The 15,878-nt window shown below is 56.9% G+C and carries 16 protein-coding genes, 2 tRNA genes and 1 pseudogene; 11 read left to right on the top strand and 8 right to left on the bottom strand.

The genetic code is table 11. The features are described from left to right. The first annotated feature begins 439 nt into the window (after window positions 1-439). The 4 genes from GOX73_RS09005 to GOX73_RS08990 all read left to right on the top strand — a co-directional run bounded on the left by GOX73_RS09005 (window position 440) and on the right by GOX73_RS08990 (window position 4,363). Complete coding sequence (locus GOX73_RS09005) at window positions 440-1,195, top strand: allophanate hydrolase subunit 1 (RefSeq protein ID WP_171124643.1); 756 nt, start codon at window positions 440-442, stop codon at window positions 1,193-1,195. Then, window positions 1,192-2,190: a biotin-dependent carboxyltransferase family protein gene (locus tag GOX73_RS09000; protein ID WP_171124641.1), complete on the top strand. Its 999-nt coding sequence runs from the start codon at window positions 1,192-1,194 to the stop codon at window positions 2,188-2,190. The genes GOX73_RS09005 and GOX73_RS09000 overlap by 4 nt, the downstream gene beginning before the upstream one ends. Before the next feature lie 12 nt (window positions 2,191-2,202). After that, a complete protein-coding gene (locus GOX73_RS08995) occupies window positions 2,203-2,964 on the top strand; it encodes a LamB/YcsF family protein (RefSeq protein ID WP_171124640.1) in 762 nt (253 codons plus the stop codon). A gap of 151 nt (window positions 2,965-3,115) precedes the next feature. Then, the gene (locus GOX73_RS08990) at window positions 3,116-4,363 is read left to right on the top strand and encodes a hypothetical protein (protein WP_171124638.1); all 1,248 of its coding nucleotides are present in this window, start codon (window positions 3,116-3,118) and stop codon (window positions 4,361-4,363) included. 60 nt (window positions 4,364-4,423) lie between these two features. Here GOX73_RS08990 and GOX73_RS08985 read toward each other — a convergent pair whose 3' ends face one another. Continuing rightward, a complete protein-coding gene (locus tag GOX73_RS08985) occupies window positions 4,424-5,806 on the bottom strand; it encodes a D-alanyl-D-alanine carboxypeptidase family protein (protein WP_171124692.1) in 1,383 nt (460 codons plus the stop codon). 280 nt (window positions 5,807-6,086) lie between these two features. After that, window positions 6,087-6,788 carry an HAD family hydrolase gene (locus tag GOX73_RS08980; protein ID WP_171124636.1) on the bottom strand — a complete coding sequence of 234 codons (702 nt, stop codon included), beginning with the start codon at window positions 6,786-6,788 and terminating at the stop codon, window positions 6,087-6,089. A 91-nt stretch (window positions 6,789-6,879) separates the two neighbouring features. Here GOX73_RS08980 and clpS point away from each other — a divergent pair, with 91 nt between their 5' ends. From clpS to hemF, 4 genes are read left to right on the top strand one after another with little or no spacing between them, the layout of a single operon-like run. Then, window positions 6,880-7,221: an ATP-dependent Clp protease adapter ClpS gene (gene clpS / locus GOX73_RS08975; RefSeq protein ID WP_171123198.1), complete on the top strand. Its 342-nt coding sequence runs from the start codon at window positions 6,880-6,882 to the stop codon at window positions 7,219-7,221. 30 nt (window positions 7,222-7,251) lie between these two features. Continuing rightward, window positions 7,252-8,217 carry a class I SAM-dependent methyltransferase gene (locus GOX73_RS08970; protein ID WP_171124634.1) on the top strand — a complete coding sequence of 322 codons (966 nt, stop codon included), beginning with the start codon at window positions 7,252-7,254 and terminating at the stop codon, window positions 8,215-8,217. A 36-nt stretch (window positions 8,218-8,253) separates the two neighbouring features. Further along, a complete protein-coding gene (locus GOX73_RS08965) occupies window positions 8,254-9,051 on the top strand; it encodes an SDR family NAD(P)-dependent oxidoreductase (protein WP_171122384.1) in 798 nt (265 codons plus the stop codon). Between the two features lie 4 nt (window positions 9,052-9,055). Further along, on the top strand, window positions 9,056-9,940 hold the full coding sequence (gene hemF, locus GOX73_RS08960; RefSeq protein ID WP_171124631.1) for an oxygen-dependent coproporphyrinogen oxidase: 885 nt from the start codon (window positions 9,056-9,058) through the stop codon (window positions 9,938-9,940). Between the two features lie 7 nt (window positions 9,941-9,947). On the opposite strand, the gene GOX73_RS08955 is transcribed toward hemF, so the two are convergent. The 4 genes from GOX73_RS08955 to modA form a co-directional block, all read right to left on the bottom strand. Further along, window positions 9,948-10,355, bottom strand: coding sequence for a hypothetical protein (locus GOX73_RS08955; protein WP_171124629.1), 408 nt, complete (start codon window positions 10,353-10,355; stop codon window positions 9,948-9,950). Between the two features lie 92 nt (window positions 10,356-10,447). Further along, window positions 10,448-11,545 carry a molybdenum ABC transporter ATP-binding protein gene (modC, locus tag GOX73_RS08950; protein WP_171124627.1) on the bottom strand — a complete coding sequence of 366 codons (1,098 nt, stop codon included), beginning with the start codon at window positions 11,543-11,545 and terminating at the stop codon, window positions 10,448-10,450. Then, complete coding sequence (gene modB, locus GOX73_RS08945) at window positions 11,542-12,234, bottom strand: molybdate ABC transporter permease subunit (protein WP_171124625.1); 693 nt, start codon at window positions 12,232-12,234, stop codon at window positions 11,542-11,544. The genes modC and modB overlap by 4 nt, the downstream gene beginning before the upstream one ends. Window positions 12,235-12,237: 3 nt before the next feature. Continuing rightward, window positions 12,238-13,017, bottom strand: coding sequence for a molybdate ABC transporter substrate-binding protein (modA, locus tag GOX73_RS08940; RefSeq protein WP_171124623.1), 780 nt, complete (start codon window positions 13,015-13,017; stop codon window positions 12,238-12,240). 224 nt (window positions 13,018-13,241) lie between these two features. On the opposite strand from modA, the gene GOX73_RS08935 reads away from it, so the two are divergent. After that, on the top strand, window positions 13,242-14,495 hold the full coding sequence (locus GOX73_RS08935) for an aminotransferase class V-fold PLP-dependent enzyme (RefSeq protein ID WP_171124621.1): 1,254 nt from the start codon (window positions 13,242-13,244) through the stop codon (window positions 14,493-14,495). A 73-nt stretch (window positions 14,496-14,568) separates the two neighbouring features. After that, window positions 14,569-14,644: transfer RNA gene (locus GOX73_RS08930), tRNA-Val, on the top strand. 272 nt (window positions 14,645-14,916) lie between these two features. On the opposite strand, the pseudogene GOX73_RS08925 reads toward GOX73_RS08930, so the two are convergent. Next, a pseudogene (locus GOX73_RS08925) lies at window positions 14,917-15,212 on the bottom strand (transposase); the annotation flags it as partial. A 275-nt stretch (window positions 15,213-15,487) separates the two neighbouring features. Between GOX73_RS08925 and GOX73_RS08920 the strand changes: the two are divergent. Continuing rightward, window positions 15,488-15,658 carry a hypothetical protein gene (locus GOX73_RS08920; protein ID WP_171124619.1) on the top strand — a complete coding sequence of 57 codons (171 nt, stop codon included), beginning with the start codon at window positions 15,488-15,490 and terminating at the stop codon, window positions 15,656-15,658. Window positions 15,659-15,730: 72 nt separating this feature from the next. On the opposite strand, the gene GOX73_RS08915 is transcribed toward GOX73_RS08920, so the two are convergent. Next, window positions 15,731-15,796, bottom strand: a tRNA-OTHER gene (locus GOX73_RS08915). Between the last annotated feature and the right edge of the window lie 82 nt (window positions 15,797-15,878).

Below are 15,878 nucleotides of genomic sequence, written 5' to 3'. Positions count from 1 at the left end.
CGTCCGACCGTCTCTCCGATCCGTCAGCACCGCCTCAGCAGCGCCGGTGAAGGGGGTTCTAAGGTTTACCCCACAAAGCCGCAAGTGGAAAATTGCATATAGCGCGTTTTTTTTGCAATTCAGTTTTTTATAGTTCAATAACAATAACTTACATTACATCCATCTAGATGATTTCACACCTATTTACGATTATTGAATGAAGTACCAAGCAATCGCCACACCGCAGCACCCAAGTTCACCCTATATATAGTGAGATTTACTACTCCACCCACAACGCTGAAACGAGTCGGCCTTCCTGTTTTGAAGCACGCCAGACCCAGAATCAGGGGTTCGACACTCAGCTTTGAGTAAAATGCCCGGCAACAATGGCCAGAGGCTTGCGCAATCCAACTGAATGCGGTCAGGTCGACCGAAAAGGAACGCCTTAGATTTTCACGTCATGATATCGCCAGACTCATACCCCTTTCCAAGAATTCAACCCGTCGGCTTTGACGGTCTGCTTGTTTCATTTGCGGATACCATGGCGGAGTCATCAAACCGTGCGGCGCTGGCCTTTAGAAATGCTTTGGACCTAGCCCAATGGCACGGCGTTATTGAAACGTCCGCTTCGCTAGCCTCGGCCTATGTCCGCTTTGATCCCGACCAACTCCCTCACGCGGAAATCCGATCCCGTGTTTCCGAGTTACTTGGGCAGCAAAACTGGTTTGACGCCCCGATGCCCTCGGGCCGCAAATATTGGCGCGTCCCCACTGTCTATGGAGGGGACCTCGCGCCGCAACTGAACGAAGCGGCTGCCGCAGCCGGGCTGACACCGGATGAAGCAGTTCGACGGCTCAGCGACTCGCGCGTGCGTGTTTTGACGATCGGATTTGCGCCCGGGCAACCTTACCTTGGGCCTCTGGGGCCCGAGTTCAATATACCACGTCTGCAAGAGCTGACCCCTATGGTGCCCGAAGGGGCGTTAGTTCTGGCCATCTCACAGTTTGTGCTGTTCTCGGGGCCGACGCCAACCGGCTGGCGGCATGTTGGGCAAACCGCGTTTCGCTGCTTTCGGCCCGAGACCCCAAACAGCTTTGCCCTGACGCCCGGTGATGAGATGCAGTTCTATTCTGTTACTCAGGAGGACCTGGAAAATATTCGCGCGAACGACTTTGATGGTTCAGGCGGTGCGACGTATCAGGAAATCGGGTCATGAGCCTTTCCGTTCTGCGCATAGGGCCTGCTTGTACAGTGCAGGATCTGGGGCGTACCGGTTACTTGGATCAGGGTCTGTCCCGCTCGGGGGCTGCAGACATACTGGCCTTGCACGAAGGGGCCGCCTTGCTGGGCCAAGCGCCTGCATTGGCGGCTTTGGAAATGGCAGGCTTGGGCGGTGAATTCGATGCGACCGAACGCACACGCATTGCGCTGACCGGCGCGCCGATGCAGGCGAGCGTCGACGGAAACCCAGTCATTTGGAATGCGTCGCATGAATTAGATGCGGGACAGCGATTGACCATCGGCGCGGCAATATATGGGACCTATGGGTACTTGCATATCGGCGGCGGAATTGACGGCGACATGTTCCTTGGCTCTCGGTCTGCCCACCTAACGGCCAAGATCGGGCGGGCTGTACAAGCTGGTGACCGCTTGTCTGCCGGGGCCGGTTCAGGCGCTGTCGGGTTGAAACTGCAGCCGGACGACCGATTTTCAGGCGGGGTACTGCGGGTCGTCGCCAGCTTTCAAACCCCTTTGTTTGACCAAGATACTCTGGACCGGTTTGCCAATACGCAGTTCCAACGCGGTGCCCGGGCTAACCGAATGGGAATGCAGCTTGGAAGCGCCGGAGAAGGCTTTGCCGCCAAGGGTCAACTCAATATCCTGTCGGAGGTTATCACACCCGGCGACATCCAGATGACTGGCACCGGAAATCCGTTCATCCTGCTGCCGGAGTGCCAGACCACCGGAGGGTATCCGCGCATTGCAACCGTCCTTCCGTGCGATCTGCCGCGCGCGGCGCAAACGCCCGCTGGAGGACACCTGACATTCAAGTTTGTCACGATGGATGAAGCCGTCGCCCTGCACGCGGCTTTCCAAGGCGATCTGTCGCGCCTGCCCACTCAGGTTGAACCTCTGATCCGCGACCCACATGACATCCCTGACCTGTTGTCTTACCAATTGGTCGGCGGAATGATCTCTGCCACAGACTAAGGAGTTTTGCCGATGCCCAGCGTTGATCTGAATGCAGATATGGGAGAGAGCTTTGGCCCATGGAACATGGGTGATGATGCAAGCCTTCTCAAAATCATCACCTCGGCCAACATCGCTTGCGGCTTTCACGCCGGTGATCCGGACGTAATGGCACAGACGATGATACAGGCGGCAGAAAACAACGTTGGTATTGGCGCGCATCCGGGGTTTCCCGACCTTCAGGGATTTGGCCGCCGCAACATGAAAATCCCACATGACAGCCTGCGCAATCTTGTCCGGTATCAGTTGGGTGCAGCCATAGGGGTTGCCAAGGCCGTTGGCACCAAGGTCCGGCACCTCAAGCTGCACGGTGCACTGGCCAATATGTGTTCGGTCGACATCGACATGGCGCGGGCTTGCTATCAGGGTGCTCTGGATGTGGACCCGGACGTTATCATCATGGTTTTGGCCGTAACCAAACAGGAAGACGCCGTGCGCGAACTGAATTGCAAATGGGTCGGAGAGATTTTTGCAGACCGCGCTTATAACGACGACGGAACTCTGGTCGACCGCAGCAAACCCGGCGCGGTCATCTATGACCCGGAACTGGCCGGTCCGCGCATAGTGAATATGGTTCAGGAAGGGGCCATCATTACCGAATCCGGAAAACGACTGGAAACGTCGATCGACACCATCTGTCTGCACGGTGACGGGCCAACTGCTGTGCAGATTGCCCGCTCGGTTCGGGAAAACCTGATTGCGGGCGGCGTTGACGTGACAAAATTCATCCGTTGATCAGGTTGGCGTAACTCGGCCACCCCATGTCGTGACTGTTGCCCGGTACGGCCCCAGGCCCTAGCATGTGCGTAACTGTATGATCTGAGTACCACAAATTCCGGGAACGATCCGCGCCGATCGAGCGGCGCAACGGCAAGGAGCGCGCTTAATGTCTTTTGATTTGATGTCTTACGAACCCCGCGGCGACAAGAAGAACTCGGACTTCTTCAACGAATATCTGCCTATGATTTACGAACGCCGCTCAAGCTCGGGTATCGCAGATCAGGTCGGGCCGATGCGGGCCATTGTACTTCAGGTGGAACCGGATGCGCTGTTCGACACGCTAGTCGAACTCTACGTGATGACCCCCTATCGCCACACGGCCAGTTATCTTGGGCGAACGCACAAGTTTTCGGTTCTGCATTCTCATGCAGATTACCCCGCGCTAATCGTCATGGCTCCTCTCAGCCCGACATTCGAGGACTTCATTCCCCGTATCAATCGCATGTACCCGTTGGCCCGCAGCACGCCCCAGACCCGGTATGTCGGCGAGGTATTCGCGGCCTCCGACCTGAAGACGCTGACCAAAACGCTGGAAGATCAAAACATAAGATTTGAATATAGTGGCGATACCGAGAACCCGTTTTATACGCTGGACGGTTTCCGTTTCACGACGCCATCGGATTTCTCCTTCAATCGGGTCGGCTATTCCACGCTGGATTTCAACGACACGGACAGCCTTGGCCTGGGGGACCGTGTCTTGCTCAGCGACGCGGAACAAACCCGCCTGGATCAGGCAGCTGGTTTTGGGTCAGACAGCAAGATTGCACCTCTGATGTTGGGGATCGACCACCTTGCCACGCGGGTATTGGCCGGAGAGCGTGAGGATGCGATCCTCGAGTTTCTCACGATGGTGCCCTACTATTTCTGGGGTGCGTACAACATCTTTGACATGAATTCGTCCACCAATGTGAACCGCAATCCGAATGTCGACGATGACAAGAAATCGCCTGCCAAGGTATTCACGGCGAACAACACGCCCTCATTCGTGAATTCCTTTGCCAAGTTACCGATGCCCACCGAAGACTTCGTGCGCAACTTTGGCCGCCGCCTGCACCATATGGCCGTCGAGATACAGGATGGAGACCACAGCGCTGGTGAAAAGAACGTCGATTTCGTCGTGAACACCCTCAAGGACAAGGGCGTGCCTTTCCTGGCGCATGTAGTTGGCGAATGCAAAGACGACCCAAACCTGAAACAGATTTTCTCAAAACACTCCAAGCACACTCTGCTGATCACCGAGTATATTGAGCGCTGCCATCACTATGACGGCTTCTTCACCAAGGATAACGTCGCCGCGCTGACTGCCGCCGCCGGTCAGGATGAACAATATCAGCACGGCCACGTCTTCGACTAAGAAAAAGGGCTGCGAGTGTTTTCGCAGCCCATGTTCAGTCTGAAGATTGCATGTCGGGTCTTATGACGGCCCAATCATGAAACACGTCACGTTCCGTGCCTGAAGCCTGCGACAGGCCAAATCAGCCTGTTCGCGGGTCATGCCCTGAAACGTCGCATCAAAGCCGCGCGCGCTTTGGTTCACTTTGCGCAGCGTTCCTTCCAGAGTGGTCATTTCCGAAAGGGCTGTTTTCAACAGCACCTTTTCGGCCTCATATCGTGTTGTGTAGCGCCCGACATTCACACCCCAGAGGTGCCCACCCGAGGTGGACAGGCGCGTGACGATCTCCTGCTCGGGCTCGGGCTGTTCGATCGGGCCTGTAGAAGCAAGGACAAGATCTTCGGGACGGGCCGCCGGGCGGGTCGTATCCTCGGACGGGGTTTGTATATCTGCGGCGGCAATGGCTGCCGCAATCCCGTTCTGAATGCGCGTGCCGTTCTTCGCCGCGGTCGCCGCGACTGTACCGGCCACCTGAACGGCGGCCCCCGGTCCGGGGCGCAGTACCGGTCGTAAACTGGTGGTCGGCGCGCCGACCAACCGCGCCACTTGTACATTCAGACCCGCATTTCCTGCATATACAGGACGCGACGGTTTGCGAATGGGTGCGCGCGACGGTGCGCGGCGGAAACCCATGTCCAGCAGTTCTGCCACTTTGGCATTTCGCGACGCGCCGGATTTACCGCCGAATACCGTGGCAATGATCCGTTCGTCTTTGCGTTTGGCCGAGGCGACAAGGTTAAAGCCTGCTGCCCGCGTGTATCCGGTCTTGATCCCATCTGCTCCCCGATAAGCGGCCAGTAACCGACGGTTCGTGTTCGGCACCGTCTTGATCCCGGCATGGGTCGATTGACGCGAAAACAGGTTATAATACTGCGGGTAATCATACAGCAGATGCCGGCCCAGCGTGGTCATGTCCCGCGCGGTCGACAGGTGACCCGATTCCGTCAATCCATGAGCGTTCTTGAATGTCGTGCGGCTCATGCCCATGGCTTTGGCAGTCCGGGTCATGCGGCGGGCAAATGCTGCCTCGGACCCACTGATGGCAATGCCGATTGCTGTGGCCGCGTCATTGGCCGATTTAACGGCAGCGGCGCGGATCAGATACCGGAACGCGATCGTCTGACCCGTGCGAAGACCCAGTTTCGAGGGGGGTTCGGACGACGCTTTCTTGGTGATGCGAACCGGGGTGTCCAGTTCGATCTCACCGTTTCGCACGGCCTCAAACGCGATATAGAGCGTCATCATCTTGGTCAGCGATGCGGGGTGAAGCCGGGTGTCGGCGTTGCGCGAATGAAGCACCTCACCGGTGCGCGCGTCGATCACCATGGCCGCATAGGGCGCCGCCAATGACTGGAGTGGTGCAAAAGCAAGCAACCACACGAATGCTATAAGAATAAAGCCCATCCGGGCCGGAACTGTCCGCCGAACCTGCACGATCTTTGCCTCTGTCTACCTCGCGCTGCCGGGTTTTCCCGGTCAGCAAATCAATTATTTTATTATTCTTCAGGCTAACACAGAGACCCCATGAAATAAACCGTAAGCTGACAAATTCGTCGCTTTGTCGGCCACGATAGAAACACCATATGTTGCCCCACCTGCGCCCCAAACCACTAAATCCGGGACACCTAAGAATACAGCCCTTGTAATCGCTCTGTTTTTCCCGAACTGAGACCTATCGGCAACATCATCCAAGTGCCTGAACAAACCCTGTCAGCTCTCCCAGGTGTTGCAACTCTTTGAAGCGCGGATTGCCCAATGGTGTTTCTGCCTTTTCGATCTCCCAGACCAGTCCATGCGGAACATATACACCCCAACACCCTGCCTGAATCGGGGCGACCACGTCGGATCGCATCGAGTTCCCTACCATCATCGCCCGCTTGGGCCCCTCGCAATATCGGTGGAAAATCTCTCGGTAGGTCTCCGGGGTTTTCTCCGAGACAATCTCGACTTCATCGAACAACTCACCCAACCCTGACTGGGCAAGCTTACGTTCCTGATCAATCAGATCACCCTTGGTGATCAACACGACCTTATGTGTCGCGGCCACGCCCTCGATCGCTTCGCGTGCATGGGGAAGCAACTCAATCGGATGGGCCAGCATGTCCTGCCCTGCTTCGATCAACTGCCGAATGACTGACGCGGGAACGCGGTCTTCGGTTACTTCGATGGCGGTTTCGATCATCGACAGGGTGAAGCCCTTGATTCCGTATCCATAGTGTCGAATGTTGCGCTTTTCAGCTTCCAGCAAACGCTCCAGCAGGTGGTCGCGCTCGGCATGATCGGCAAGCAATTCCGCAAAATGGCTCTGCGTCAGTTGGAAGAACCGCTCATTGTGCCACAATGTATCATCCGCATCGAACCCGATTGTGGTCAGCTTATTTTCCATTGCAAATGCGTCCTGCTGGCTCTTTTCTCTGACCCCTTAGACGTTATATAACCGCACAGATAAACCGAAGCCTGAATCGGACAGCCGTGTGATGCTTATTGACCAATGGATGATGTCTGACAATTCCGACGACGATTCTGACTCGTCGGTTCTGGTCCAGACACGCCCCAAGACCAAGCGCCCGCCGCTGTATAAAGTCCTGCTTCTGAACGATGACTACACCCCGATGGAGTTCGTCGTTCATGTGCTTGAACGGTTCTTTGGAATGACACACGCCGAAGCGTTCGAAATCATGCTGACCGTCCACAAAAAGGGCGTTGCCGTGGTAGGTGTATTCAGTCACGAGATTGCGGAAACCAAGGTCGGGCAGGTTATGGATTTTGCCCGTCGGCACCAGCATCCTCTGCAATGCACCATGGAACGCGAAGAGTAACGCCAGCGGCGGCTCTTATCGGATTTGCCCATGTCCCCTCGCCTTGATCTTGCCCTGCAAAGCGGCCTTGTTCTGTCTCAACCGCTGACAGTCATCGGGCCGACACCGGCAAATGATCTGTCATCTTTGTCGCGCGGCACGCAGGTCGTTCAGCCCTTCAAACCGTTCCACGACCATTTTGCAGACCAGGGGTTTGCCGTAACGCCGCAGTCTCAGGATCCGTGTCAGGATGCGATCGTGATCCTGCCTCGCGCCAAGGCATTGGCCCGCAGCCATGTGCAGCAAGCCTCCGCACGCGCAAGCGGGGTGATCGTTGTGGACGGCGCCAAAACCGATGGCGTGGACAGTCTGCTGAAAGAGATCCGCAAGCGCACAGATGTTGAGGGGCCAATTTCCAAGGCGCATGGTAAAATCTTCTGGTTCCGCGCTGCGCCTGGTGCGTTTGACGACTGGGCCGCGCCACAAACCCAAATGGCGGACGGATATCAAACCGCTCCCGGCGTTTTTTCGGCAGATGGAGTCGATCCGGCGTCAACGCTGCTTGTGAATACGCTGCCGGACAAGATCGGAGCGCGGGTTGCTGATCTGGGGGCGGGTTGGGGATTTCTCTCAGCGTCGCTGATCCAAAAGGCGGGTTTGCGCCATCTGCACCTGGTCGAAGCCGACCATATCGCCCTGACCTGTGCGCAGGCGAATATCACCGATGAACGCGCGCTTTTCCACTGGGCCGATGCTGTAAAGTGGAAGGCGCCCGACGCGCTGGACACCGTCGTCATGAACCCGCCCTTCCACACGTCACGCAGCGCCGAGCCGGAATTGGGCCAAGGATTCATCAAGTCCGCCGCCCGCAATCTGGCCAAACATGGGGACCTGTGGATGGTCGCCAACCGCCACCTGCCATACGAAGCAACTTTGACTGAAAGTTTTGCGCGCGTTGAAGAAGTGTCCGGCGACGCACGTTTCAAAGTGTTCCATGCCTCTCGCCCTCGAAGGTGATCCCGGTTAACCTCCGCCTCAACTCAGGAGATTTGCATGTCCTTTTCCATCGCTGGCAAAACAGCAATCGTGACCGGCAGCGCCAACGGTGTCGGTTTGGCCATCGGTCGTCACTTTGCGGATGCGGGTGCCAATGTCATGTTTGCCGATATGGACGAAAAGCGTCTGGCCGATGAACTGGGCGAACAGGCCGATGACAGCAACATTCGCTTCTTTGCGGGTGATCTGCGGGAAAAGCTAACGATCGCCAATCTGCTTTCGGCCACCATAGACGCGTTTGATCAGGTGGATATTCTGATCAACGGGGCACGGCAGGTGATTCCGTCCGACCCTCTGGATACTGACGATGACTCGGTGCGGACTCTGCTGAACCAGAACCTGATGCCCGCTTTGCGGCTTAGCCAGGTTGTCGCCAAACGGATGATCAAACAGGCGGGTGACAACGAAAACCCCGCAGGGTCGATCATCAACCTGTCGTCGATTGCCGCCCGACGCACGCATCCGGATTTGATGGCCTATTCGGTTTCAACCGCCGCGCTGGATCAGATGACCCGGTCCCTGGCCGTGGCGCTGGCCCCGAGCCGCATCCGCGTCAACTCGATCGCACTGGGATCGGTGATGAGTGCTTCGCTGCAATCTACCCTGAAAGAGAACCGGGATTTCCGGGATGACATCGAAAAACACACTCCTCTGTCCCGTATCGCAGCCCCGACCGAGCTGACGGAGACTGCTCAGTTCCTTGCCTCGGACGCCGCCGGTTTCATCACCGGCCAAATTCTGACCATTGACGGTGGCCGCACCCTGCTGGACCCCGTCGCAGCCCCGGCGCACTAATCCAATGTTCGAAAAAGAAAAATCAACGGCCTCAGCCTGGTTCCGACACCTGCGTGATGACATCGTCGCGGCGTTTGAAGCGCTGGAAGACAGCCACGACACCGGCCCGCTCTCGGACGCCGAACCGGGTAGGTTTGAGGTCAAGGAAACGAAACGCCAAGCTGACGACGGCACGGATGCAGGTGGCGGCTTGATGTCCGTCATGCGCGGAGGCCGTGTGTTTGAAAAGGTCGGCGTTAACATCTCGACCGTTTACGGCACACTGGGTGAACGCGCGCAACAGGCCATGGCCGCTCGCAAAGGCATTCCCGGCATGACGGAAGACCCGCGTTTCTGGGCTTCGGGCATCTCATTGGTCGCGCATATGCAGAACCCGCATGTGCCGGCTGTCCACATGAACACGCGTATGTTCTGGACGCCGCATGCTTGGTGGTTCGGCGGTGGGTCCGACCTGAACCCCTGCATCGAGTATGATGAAGACACGGCCCATTTTCACGCCACCCAAAAGGCCCATCTGGACCCGCATGGGCCAGGGCACTATCCACGGCTTAAAGACTGGGCAGATGAGTATTTCTATATCCCGCACCGCAAACGCGCCCGTGGCGTCGGAGGCATCTTCATGGATGACTACTGCACCGGCGACTGGTCGGCGGATTTCTCGCTGACGCAAGACATCGGCAAGGCGTTCCTCCCTGCCTTTGCGCCACTGGTCGAAAAGCGCCGGGTTCAGGATTTTGATGCGGCAGATAAGGACGCCCAGCTTGTGCACCGTGGCCTCTATGCGGAATATAACCTTGTATATGACCGTGGCACCAAGTTCGGGCTGGAAACCGGCCATGACCCCGATGCCGTTCTCATGAGCTTGCCGCCGCTGGCGAAATGGGTCTGATCAGCGATCAGAACCCGAAATCCATGAAATTGTCATAACAATACCCCTGCGCGGATCCGGCGGACATGTTTTCACCGACGCGCTTGACCGTGACCGAGTAACCCGGAGTGGTATCGACCCCGTCGGGCGGGGTCAGCGAGAATTGCACGGTCCTCGTCTGTTTCTCGTAGGCCCGGGTGATGTAGATGCGCTGGGAGGCCTTGGTTCTGAGGGTGCGAATGGCAAAGTCGCCAATACCACACCAATACGCAACCGGCGCCGAAGAACCGGTAGTGGAAACCTGATAAATACCGTTCTTCAGGGGTGTAACCGTGGTTCTGAACGCCGGATACGCGCCGATCCCGAAACCGACTGCCTGCGCGAGTCCCGGCAGGGCAATCAACAAAGCCAAAAATGGTAGCTTCCAATTTCGCATAACAAAAATCCCGTGAAAAACCTGACCAGAACCATAGCAAACAAAGAGACCGAGTAAAGAATCCCGATCACAACGCAAGAAGGGCCGGTGGCCTAATAATTGCTCAGACGCCCGCCTACATCCTGCGGGGCCAAAGCGACGGTTTTGATCACCGCATAACAAACCCGACCGGGCTCCAGCCCCAAGGATGTGACCGAGCGGCGGGTAATCCTTGCCAGAACCGACCCAGCCTTGGTTTTTATGGAAACAATTGCGCCCGGCCCCTCACCTGCCCGGATCGTCTCAACCGTACCCTCAAGCATGTTCAAAGCAGAAAGCCCCTCGGGGCGTTTGCTGGACAGGATGACCTCTTGGGCCGGAATGCGGATACGCAGACTGGCTCCGATCTGATGAGGGATAAGCGGTAGAAACAGACTGGTGCCACCTGCATCCAGTTCGGTCAGCCCGTCTTCATGGTGCTTGGCCACGCGGACCTGCAGCACCGCACCGACGGATCTGACACCTGCTGGCGCAACCGACGGGTCGGCCAACACCTCGGACGCGGGACCATGGCGTACGGCTTTGCCGTCTTGCAAAGCCACCACCGAAGTGGCGAGGCGCGCGACCTCGGCCGCCGAATGTGTGACATACAGAATTGGAACGGACACTTCATCCCGAAGCCGCTCAAAATACGGAAGGATTTCGGATTTGCGCGCATCGTCCAGCGCTGCCAGAGGCTCATCTGCCAGGATCAGACGCGGGCTGGCCAGCAATGCGCGCCCAATCGCAACACGTTGCTTTTCACCGCCCGAAAGACCCGCTGGTCTGCGATCCAGAAGATGCCCGACCCCCAGCATTTCGATTACCTTCTCCGGGCTTTCCCTGCGGGCCCTTCTGGGCGCAAACCATCGCCCGAAGAATAGGTTCTGACGAACTGTGAGATGCGGAAACAGGCGCCCTTCCTGAAAGATATAGCCAAGCCGTCGTTTATGCGGCGGCAGCCACAGGCCACGCTCGGTGTCGAACAACTCCCAATCATCGATCGCGACGCGACCTGCCGACGGGCGCAACAAACCCGCGACCGCATTTACCACCGTGGTTTTACCCGCCCCGGATCGCCCGAATAACACCGTCACCCCGGGCGGGGCCTCAAAGCTAATGTCCAGTCTGATGTCTGGCAGATCGTGTTGCAGGCGTACAGAAAGACTCATGATCCGGCCACCCGTGCAGCGACCCGACGCCCTATGAATTCTGACAACAGCAAAGCGCCCATCGCGATCACGATCGAGATCACGACCAACCTTGTCGCGGCAGCTTCACCCCCCGGCACTTGCAGGAATGCGTAAACGGCCGAGGGCAGGGTCTGGGTCTGACCCGGAATGTTCGAGACGAACGTGATGGTCGCCCCGAATTCCCCCATCGCTTTGGCAAAGGCCAGTATCGCCCCGGCGATCACGCCCGGCAGGATCATTGGCAACGTTACGGTTGCAAAAACCAGCGGGCGCGACGCTCCCAGTGTGGCCCCTGCCTGTTCAAGTTTGGGGTCCACAGCCTCGATCGACAGCCGGATCGCCCGAACCATTAACGGAAACGCCATGATCCCAGCGGCCAGCGCTGCTCCGGTCCAGCGAAAGGCCACAACGATACCGAATTCCGCCAACAGCCTGCCCAAAGGCCCCTGAATGCCAAATGTAATGAGTAACAGATACCCTGTGACGACTGGCGGCAAGATCAAAGGCAAATGCACCAGCCCGTTCAGAACCTGCCGACCGGGAAACCGCCAGCGGGCCAAGGCATAGGCAACAAAGATGCCAAAAGGCAGCGTGACCAACGTGGCCCAGAAGGACACACGCAAGGATAGCTTCAGCGCCTCAAGCTCTTCCGGCCCTAGCCATCCCATGCGTTATCCACCCGGCAGGGCAAACCCCTGCTCTGCAAACACAAGGCGCGCCGCTTCCGAGTTGAGATGGGCAAGAAAAGCTTTGGCCCCGGCGGATGCTGGCAAGATCGCTGCCGCAGGGTAAATGATCGGCGGATGCAGGTCCGGTGAAAAGGTCGCAACGACTTGGACACGATCTTCAACCTTGGCGTCGGACCGGTAGACAATTCCCAAAGGCGCCGCCCCGGTTGCAACCAGCGCAAGCGCGGCTCGGACATTGTCTGTTTGCGCGACCTGATTTTGAACGCGGCTCCATTGACCCAGGCTTTGCAGCGCCGCTTTGCCATAGATCCCAGCGGGCACAGCATCCACCAGCGCCATAGCCAGATGCCGCCCATCCAGTGCAGCCTGCAGATCGACATCCGGCCTCATTTCGCCGATTGTGATTGCGTCACCACCAGCAATCAGGACAAGCCCGTTCCCCAAGAGATCGACACGAGAGGCCTCATCTATCAATCCCTGTTCCTGCAGGACATCCATCCAGTCCGCGTTGGCGGAAATGAATAAATCCGCGGGGGCCCCAAGCTGTATCTGCCGGGCCAAAACGGACGATGCTGCGTACGAGATGGTAACCTCCTGTCCGGATTGCTGTTCAAACGCGGGCGAGATCTCATCCAGCGCGGTTTTGAGGCTGGCGGCGGCAAATACCAATACGCCTTCCGCTTCCGCCCGCAGCGGACCCTGCAGCGACCCCACCAGAACGAGGGCCGCAATCAATACGCGGCGGGCACGTGACAGGAGCATATCCTTTTCGTTGGCATCGTTTCAGTCCCTTCGGGGATATCTGAGGCAACCGGGGGCACGCAAGCGCCTTTGCGGAACGCAGCCGCATATCAGGCAGATATTGAAAGAAAAATGCACAGCATCGCCATTTCCGTCAGTTGGTTTGCGACCAATGTCGCAAACGATATTGATCCAGACCCTTCACAGATGGATGCTGCAATCAACTCAGGAACAGGACGTCCACCATGCTGCACACTTCACCCGGTCTGATCGACGCCATTCGTTCACGCTTTGCCCATGTCGATGCCTGCCCCTTTCAAGGCCCCCGCATTTTTTTCGAGAACGCAGGTGGGGCTCTTACTCTGAACTCGGTCGTTGAAACCTCGGCCAAATTCGCCGCAATCCCTGACAATCAGGGACGAGACAACATAGCCAGCCATGCGCTTGTGGGCATCATCAACACCGCAAAGGCCGATTTGTCAGTATTCATGAACGCCTCGACAGGGCAATTCTTTGTCGGTGAAAGCGGAACTGAGTTGTTGTTCCGAATGATCCGAACGGCCTGTGTCAACGCACCCAAGGGCAGCAAAGTGATCGGCAGCTCGATCGAACACCCCGCAAGCCGTAGCGCCGCACGACGCTGGGCCGCGATTGCGGGGTTGGACTACGTCAACGTGCAGCATGATGACGAAACGGGTTTGGTCACAGCCGAAGATTACCGCGCAGCCCTGACGCCGGATGTGCGCGTCGCAACGATCGTTCACGCGTCGCCCGTTACCGGCATGGGCATGGACGTCGCGGCCATCGCGCGGGCTATACGTGACATCTCACCCGACTGTTTCATCATCGTCGATGGCATTCAACACGCGGCGCATGGGCAGTTGGACATCGACGGCTACCGCGTCGATGGCTATGCGATTTCGCCTTACAAAGTGTTTTCTCGCCACGGCTACGGAATTGCATGGATTTCAGACCGTTTGACCGCCCTGCCCCATGATCAATTGATCGACGCCCCATCAGAGGGGTGGGAGTTCGGAACCCGCGACACCGGGTCTTACGCAACGATGTCCGATGTTGTGGCCTATTTTGATTGGCTGGGGACTCAGGTCTCGGAAGAATCAGATCGACGCACCCGGATTGAGGCTGCGGGTCGCGCCATTCACGCCTATGAAACCCACCTGACCGACGCGATGATCAACGGCACCGGCAACCTGCCCGGCCTGCGAGACATGGATCACATCACGATTCTGGCTGGTGCGGACAACCCAGCGCGGGAAGGGCTGGTCTCAATCGTTGTGCGCGACACACCCTCCGCCCAAGTCGTGACGCGACTGAATCAGGAAGGTATCCGTACCCACATCAGAAAGGCCGACCACTATAGCGGCAATGTACTGACACCACTGGGCTTAAGCGACTGTATCCGTATCTCGCTCTGCCACTACAATACCGAACAGGAAGTGGCGCAGTTGCTGACCGTTTTGAACGAGATGGCGGACTGATCCGAAATCTGAGAAAGAAATTATGCAAGACCCTCTTGCACCCGCGCGCTGGCTTGGCTACATGCACCGTCACGGGTGATTAGCTCAGTTGGTAGAGCGCTTCGTTTACACCGAAGATGTCGGGAGTTCGAGTCTCTCATCACCCACCATTCTAACCTCTTGATAAAAAATAAAAGCCTTGCAAAATGGGGCATTTGGTCGTCGGACGGTCTTCTCTGCTGTGGGATCAATCTCCCGAATAATTCGGCGCGAAAAACACCATCAAGACAATCTCATCCGGTCCTTCGAAAGTATGTTTGGCGTGCGCTGGCACATAGACCAGGTCCCTCGGACTGAGTTCGACGGCCTTCGTGGTTCCATTTTCTTCGTTGACGATCAACTTACGCGTGATCTGCCCCACCTGAGTTGTCCATTCTGAATGTTAGTGCATGAGTGGCCTGGGTTCCACCGGGATGATGGTGTCCGGAGCCGGAGGGCGGTAGCCCAAAGCACTATGCGGTCGCTTGGTATTGTAGTGTTTCCTCCATTGTTCGATTAGTATTTTGCCTCCCTCAGGCTGTAGAAGACTTCTCCGTCAAGCAGTTCATCACGGAGCCGGACATTGAAGCTTTCACAGTATCCGTTCTCCCAAGGTGACCCTGGCTCGATGTAGGCGGTCTTGGCCCCGACCGCTGCAATCCAGTCTCGGACAGCCTGAGCAATGAACTCCGGGCCACTCATGCACTAACATTCAGAATGGACAACTCAGGTGGGGCTGGTCAAAGGGACTCGGTAATCCCCGTAATTTTCACTGAGAACCGACCCAGGTGAACAAATTGCCCCGACAGTTTTGTTTGGGGAGATTTGGAGTGATCGACATGGAGTTTTTAAGTGTCATACGGTGTTGGGCATTGCGTGACAAAATGCCGATGCGCGAGGTTTCACGGTGCACGGGATTTATTTGGCTATCTGTGATAGAGTGTCGTCCAGTTTATGAGTACCAGGATGTTGCAATGTTTGAATACGGAATAGCGACGGGCACTTTTACGGGCTCGGGTTCACGAAGTGGCGGCAGTAGCACAAACCTGTCTTATTGGGTCGGATATTTCGAACAAAACCCCGAAATATTGATTGCCTCGATTGTCGGAATTTTGCTGATCGCAAGGTACATTTTGGCCCGATAAAATATGCTCGGCACAACAGACGGACATACGCAGGCTGACCATTTCCAGTGGCTTTTCAGAGGGTGCTAAAAATGGCGATCCCGGAAGGACTCGAACCCTCAACCTGCTGATTAGAAGTCAGCATACCAATAGTATCACCAAGTTTCGAACAACCTCGTTTTCCCTTGTTTTACAGTTGAATGATTGGGTGTGAGACATTAGGATAGTTGGTAAGTCTGTA

The organism is Ruegeria sp. HKCCD7221, from assembly GCF_013031225.1.
GTDB lineage: Bacteria > Pseudomonadota > Alphaproteobacteria > Rhodobacterales > Rhodobacteraceae > Ruegeria.
This window is presented reverse-complemented; position numbering and strand designations above follow the sequence as displayed.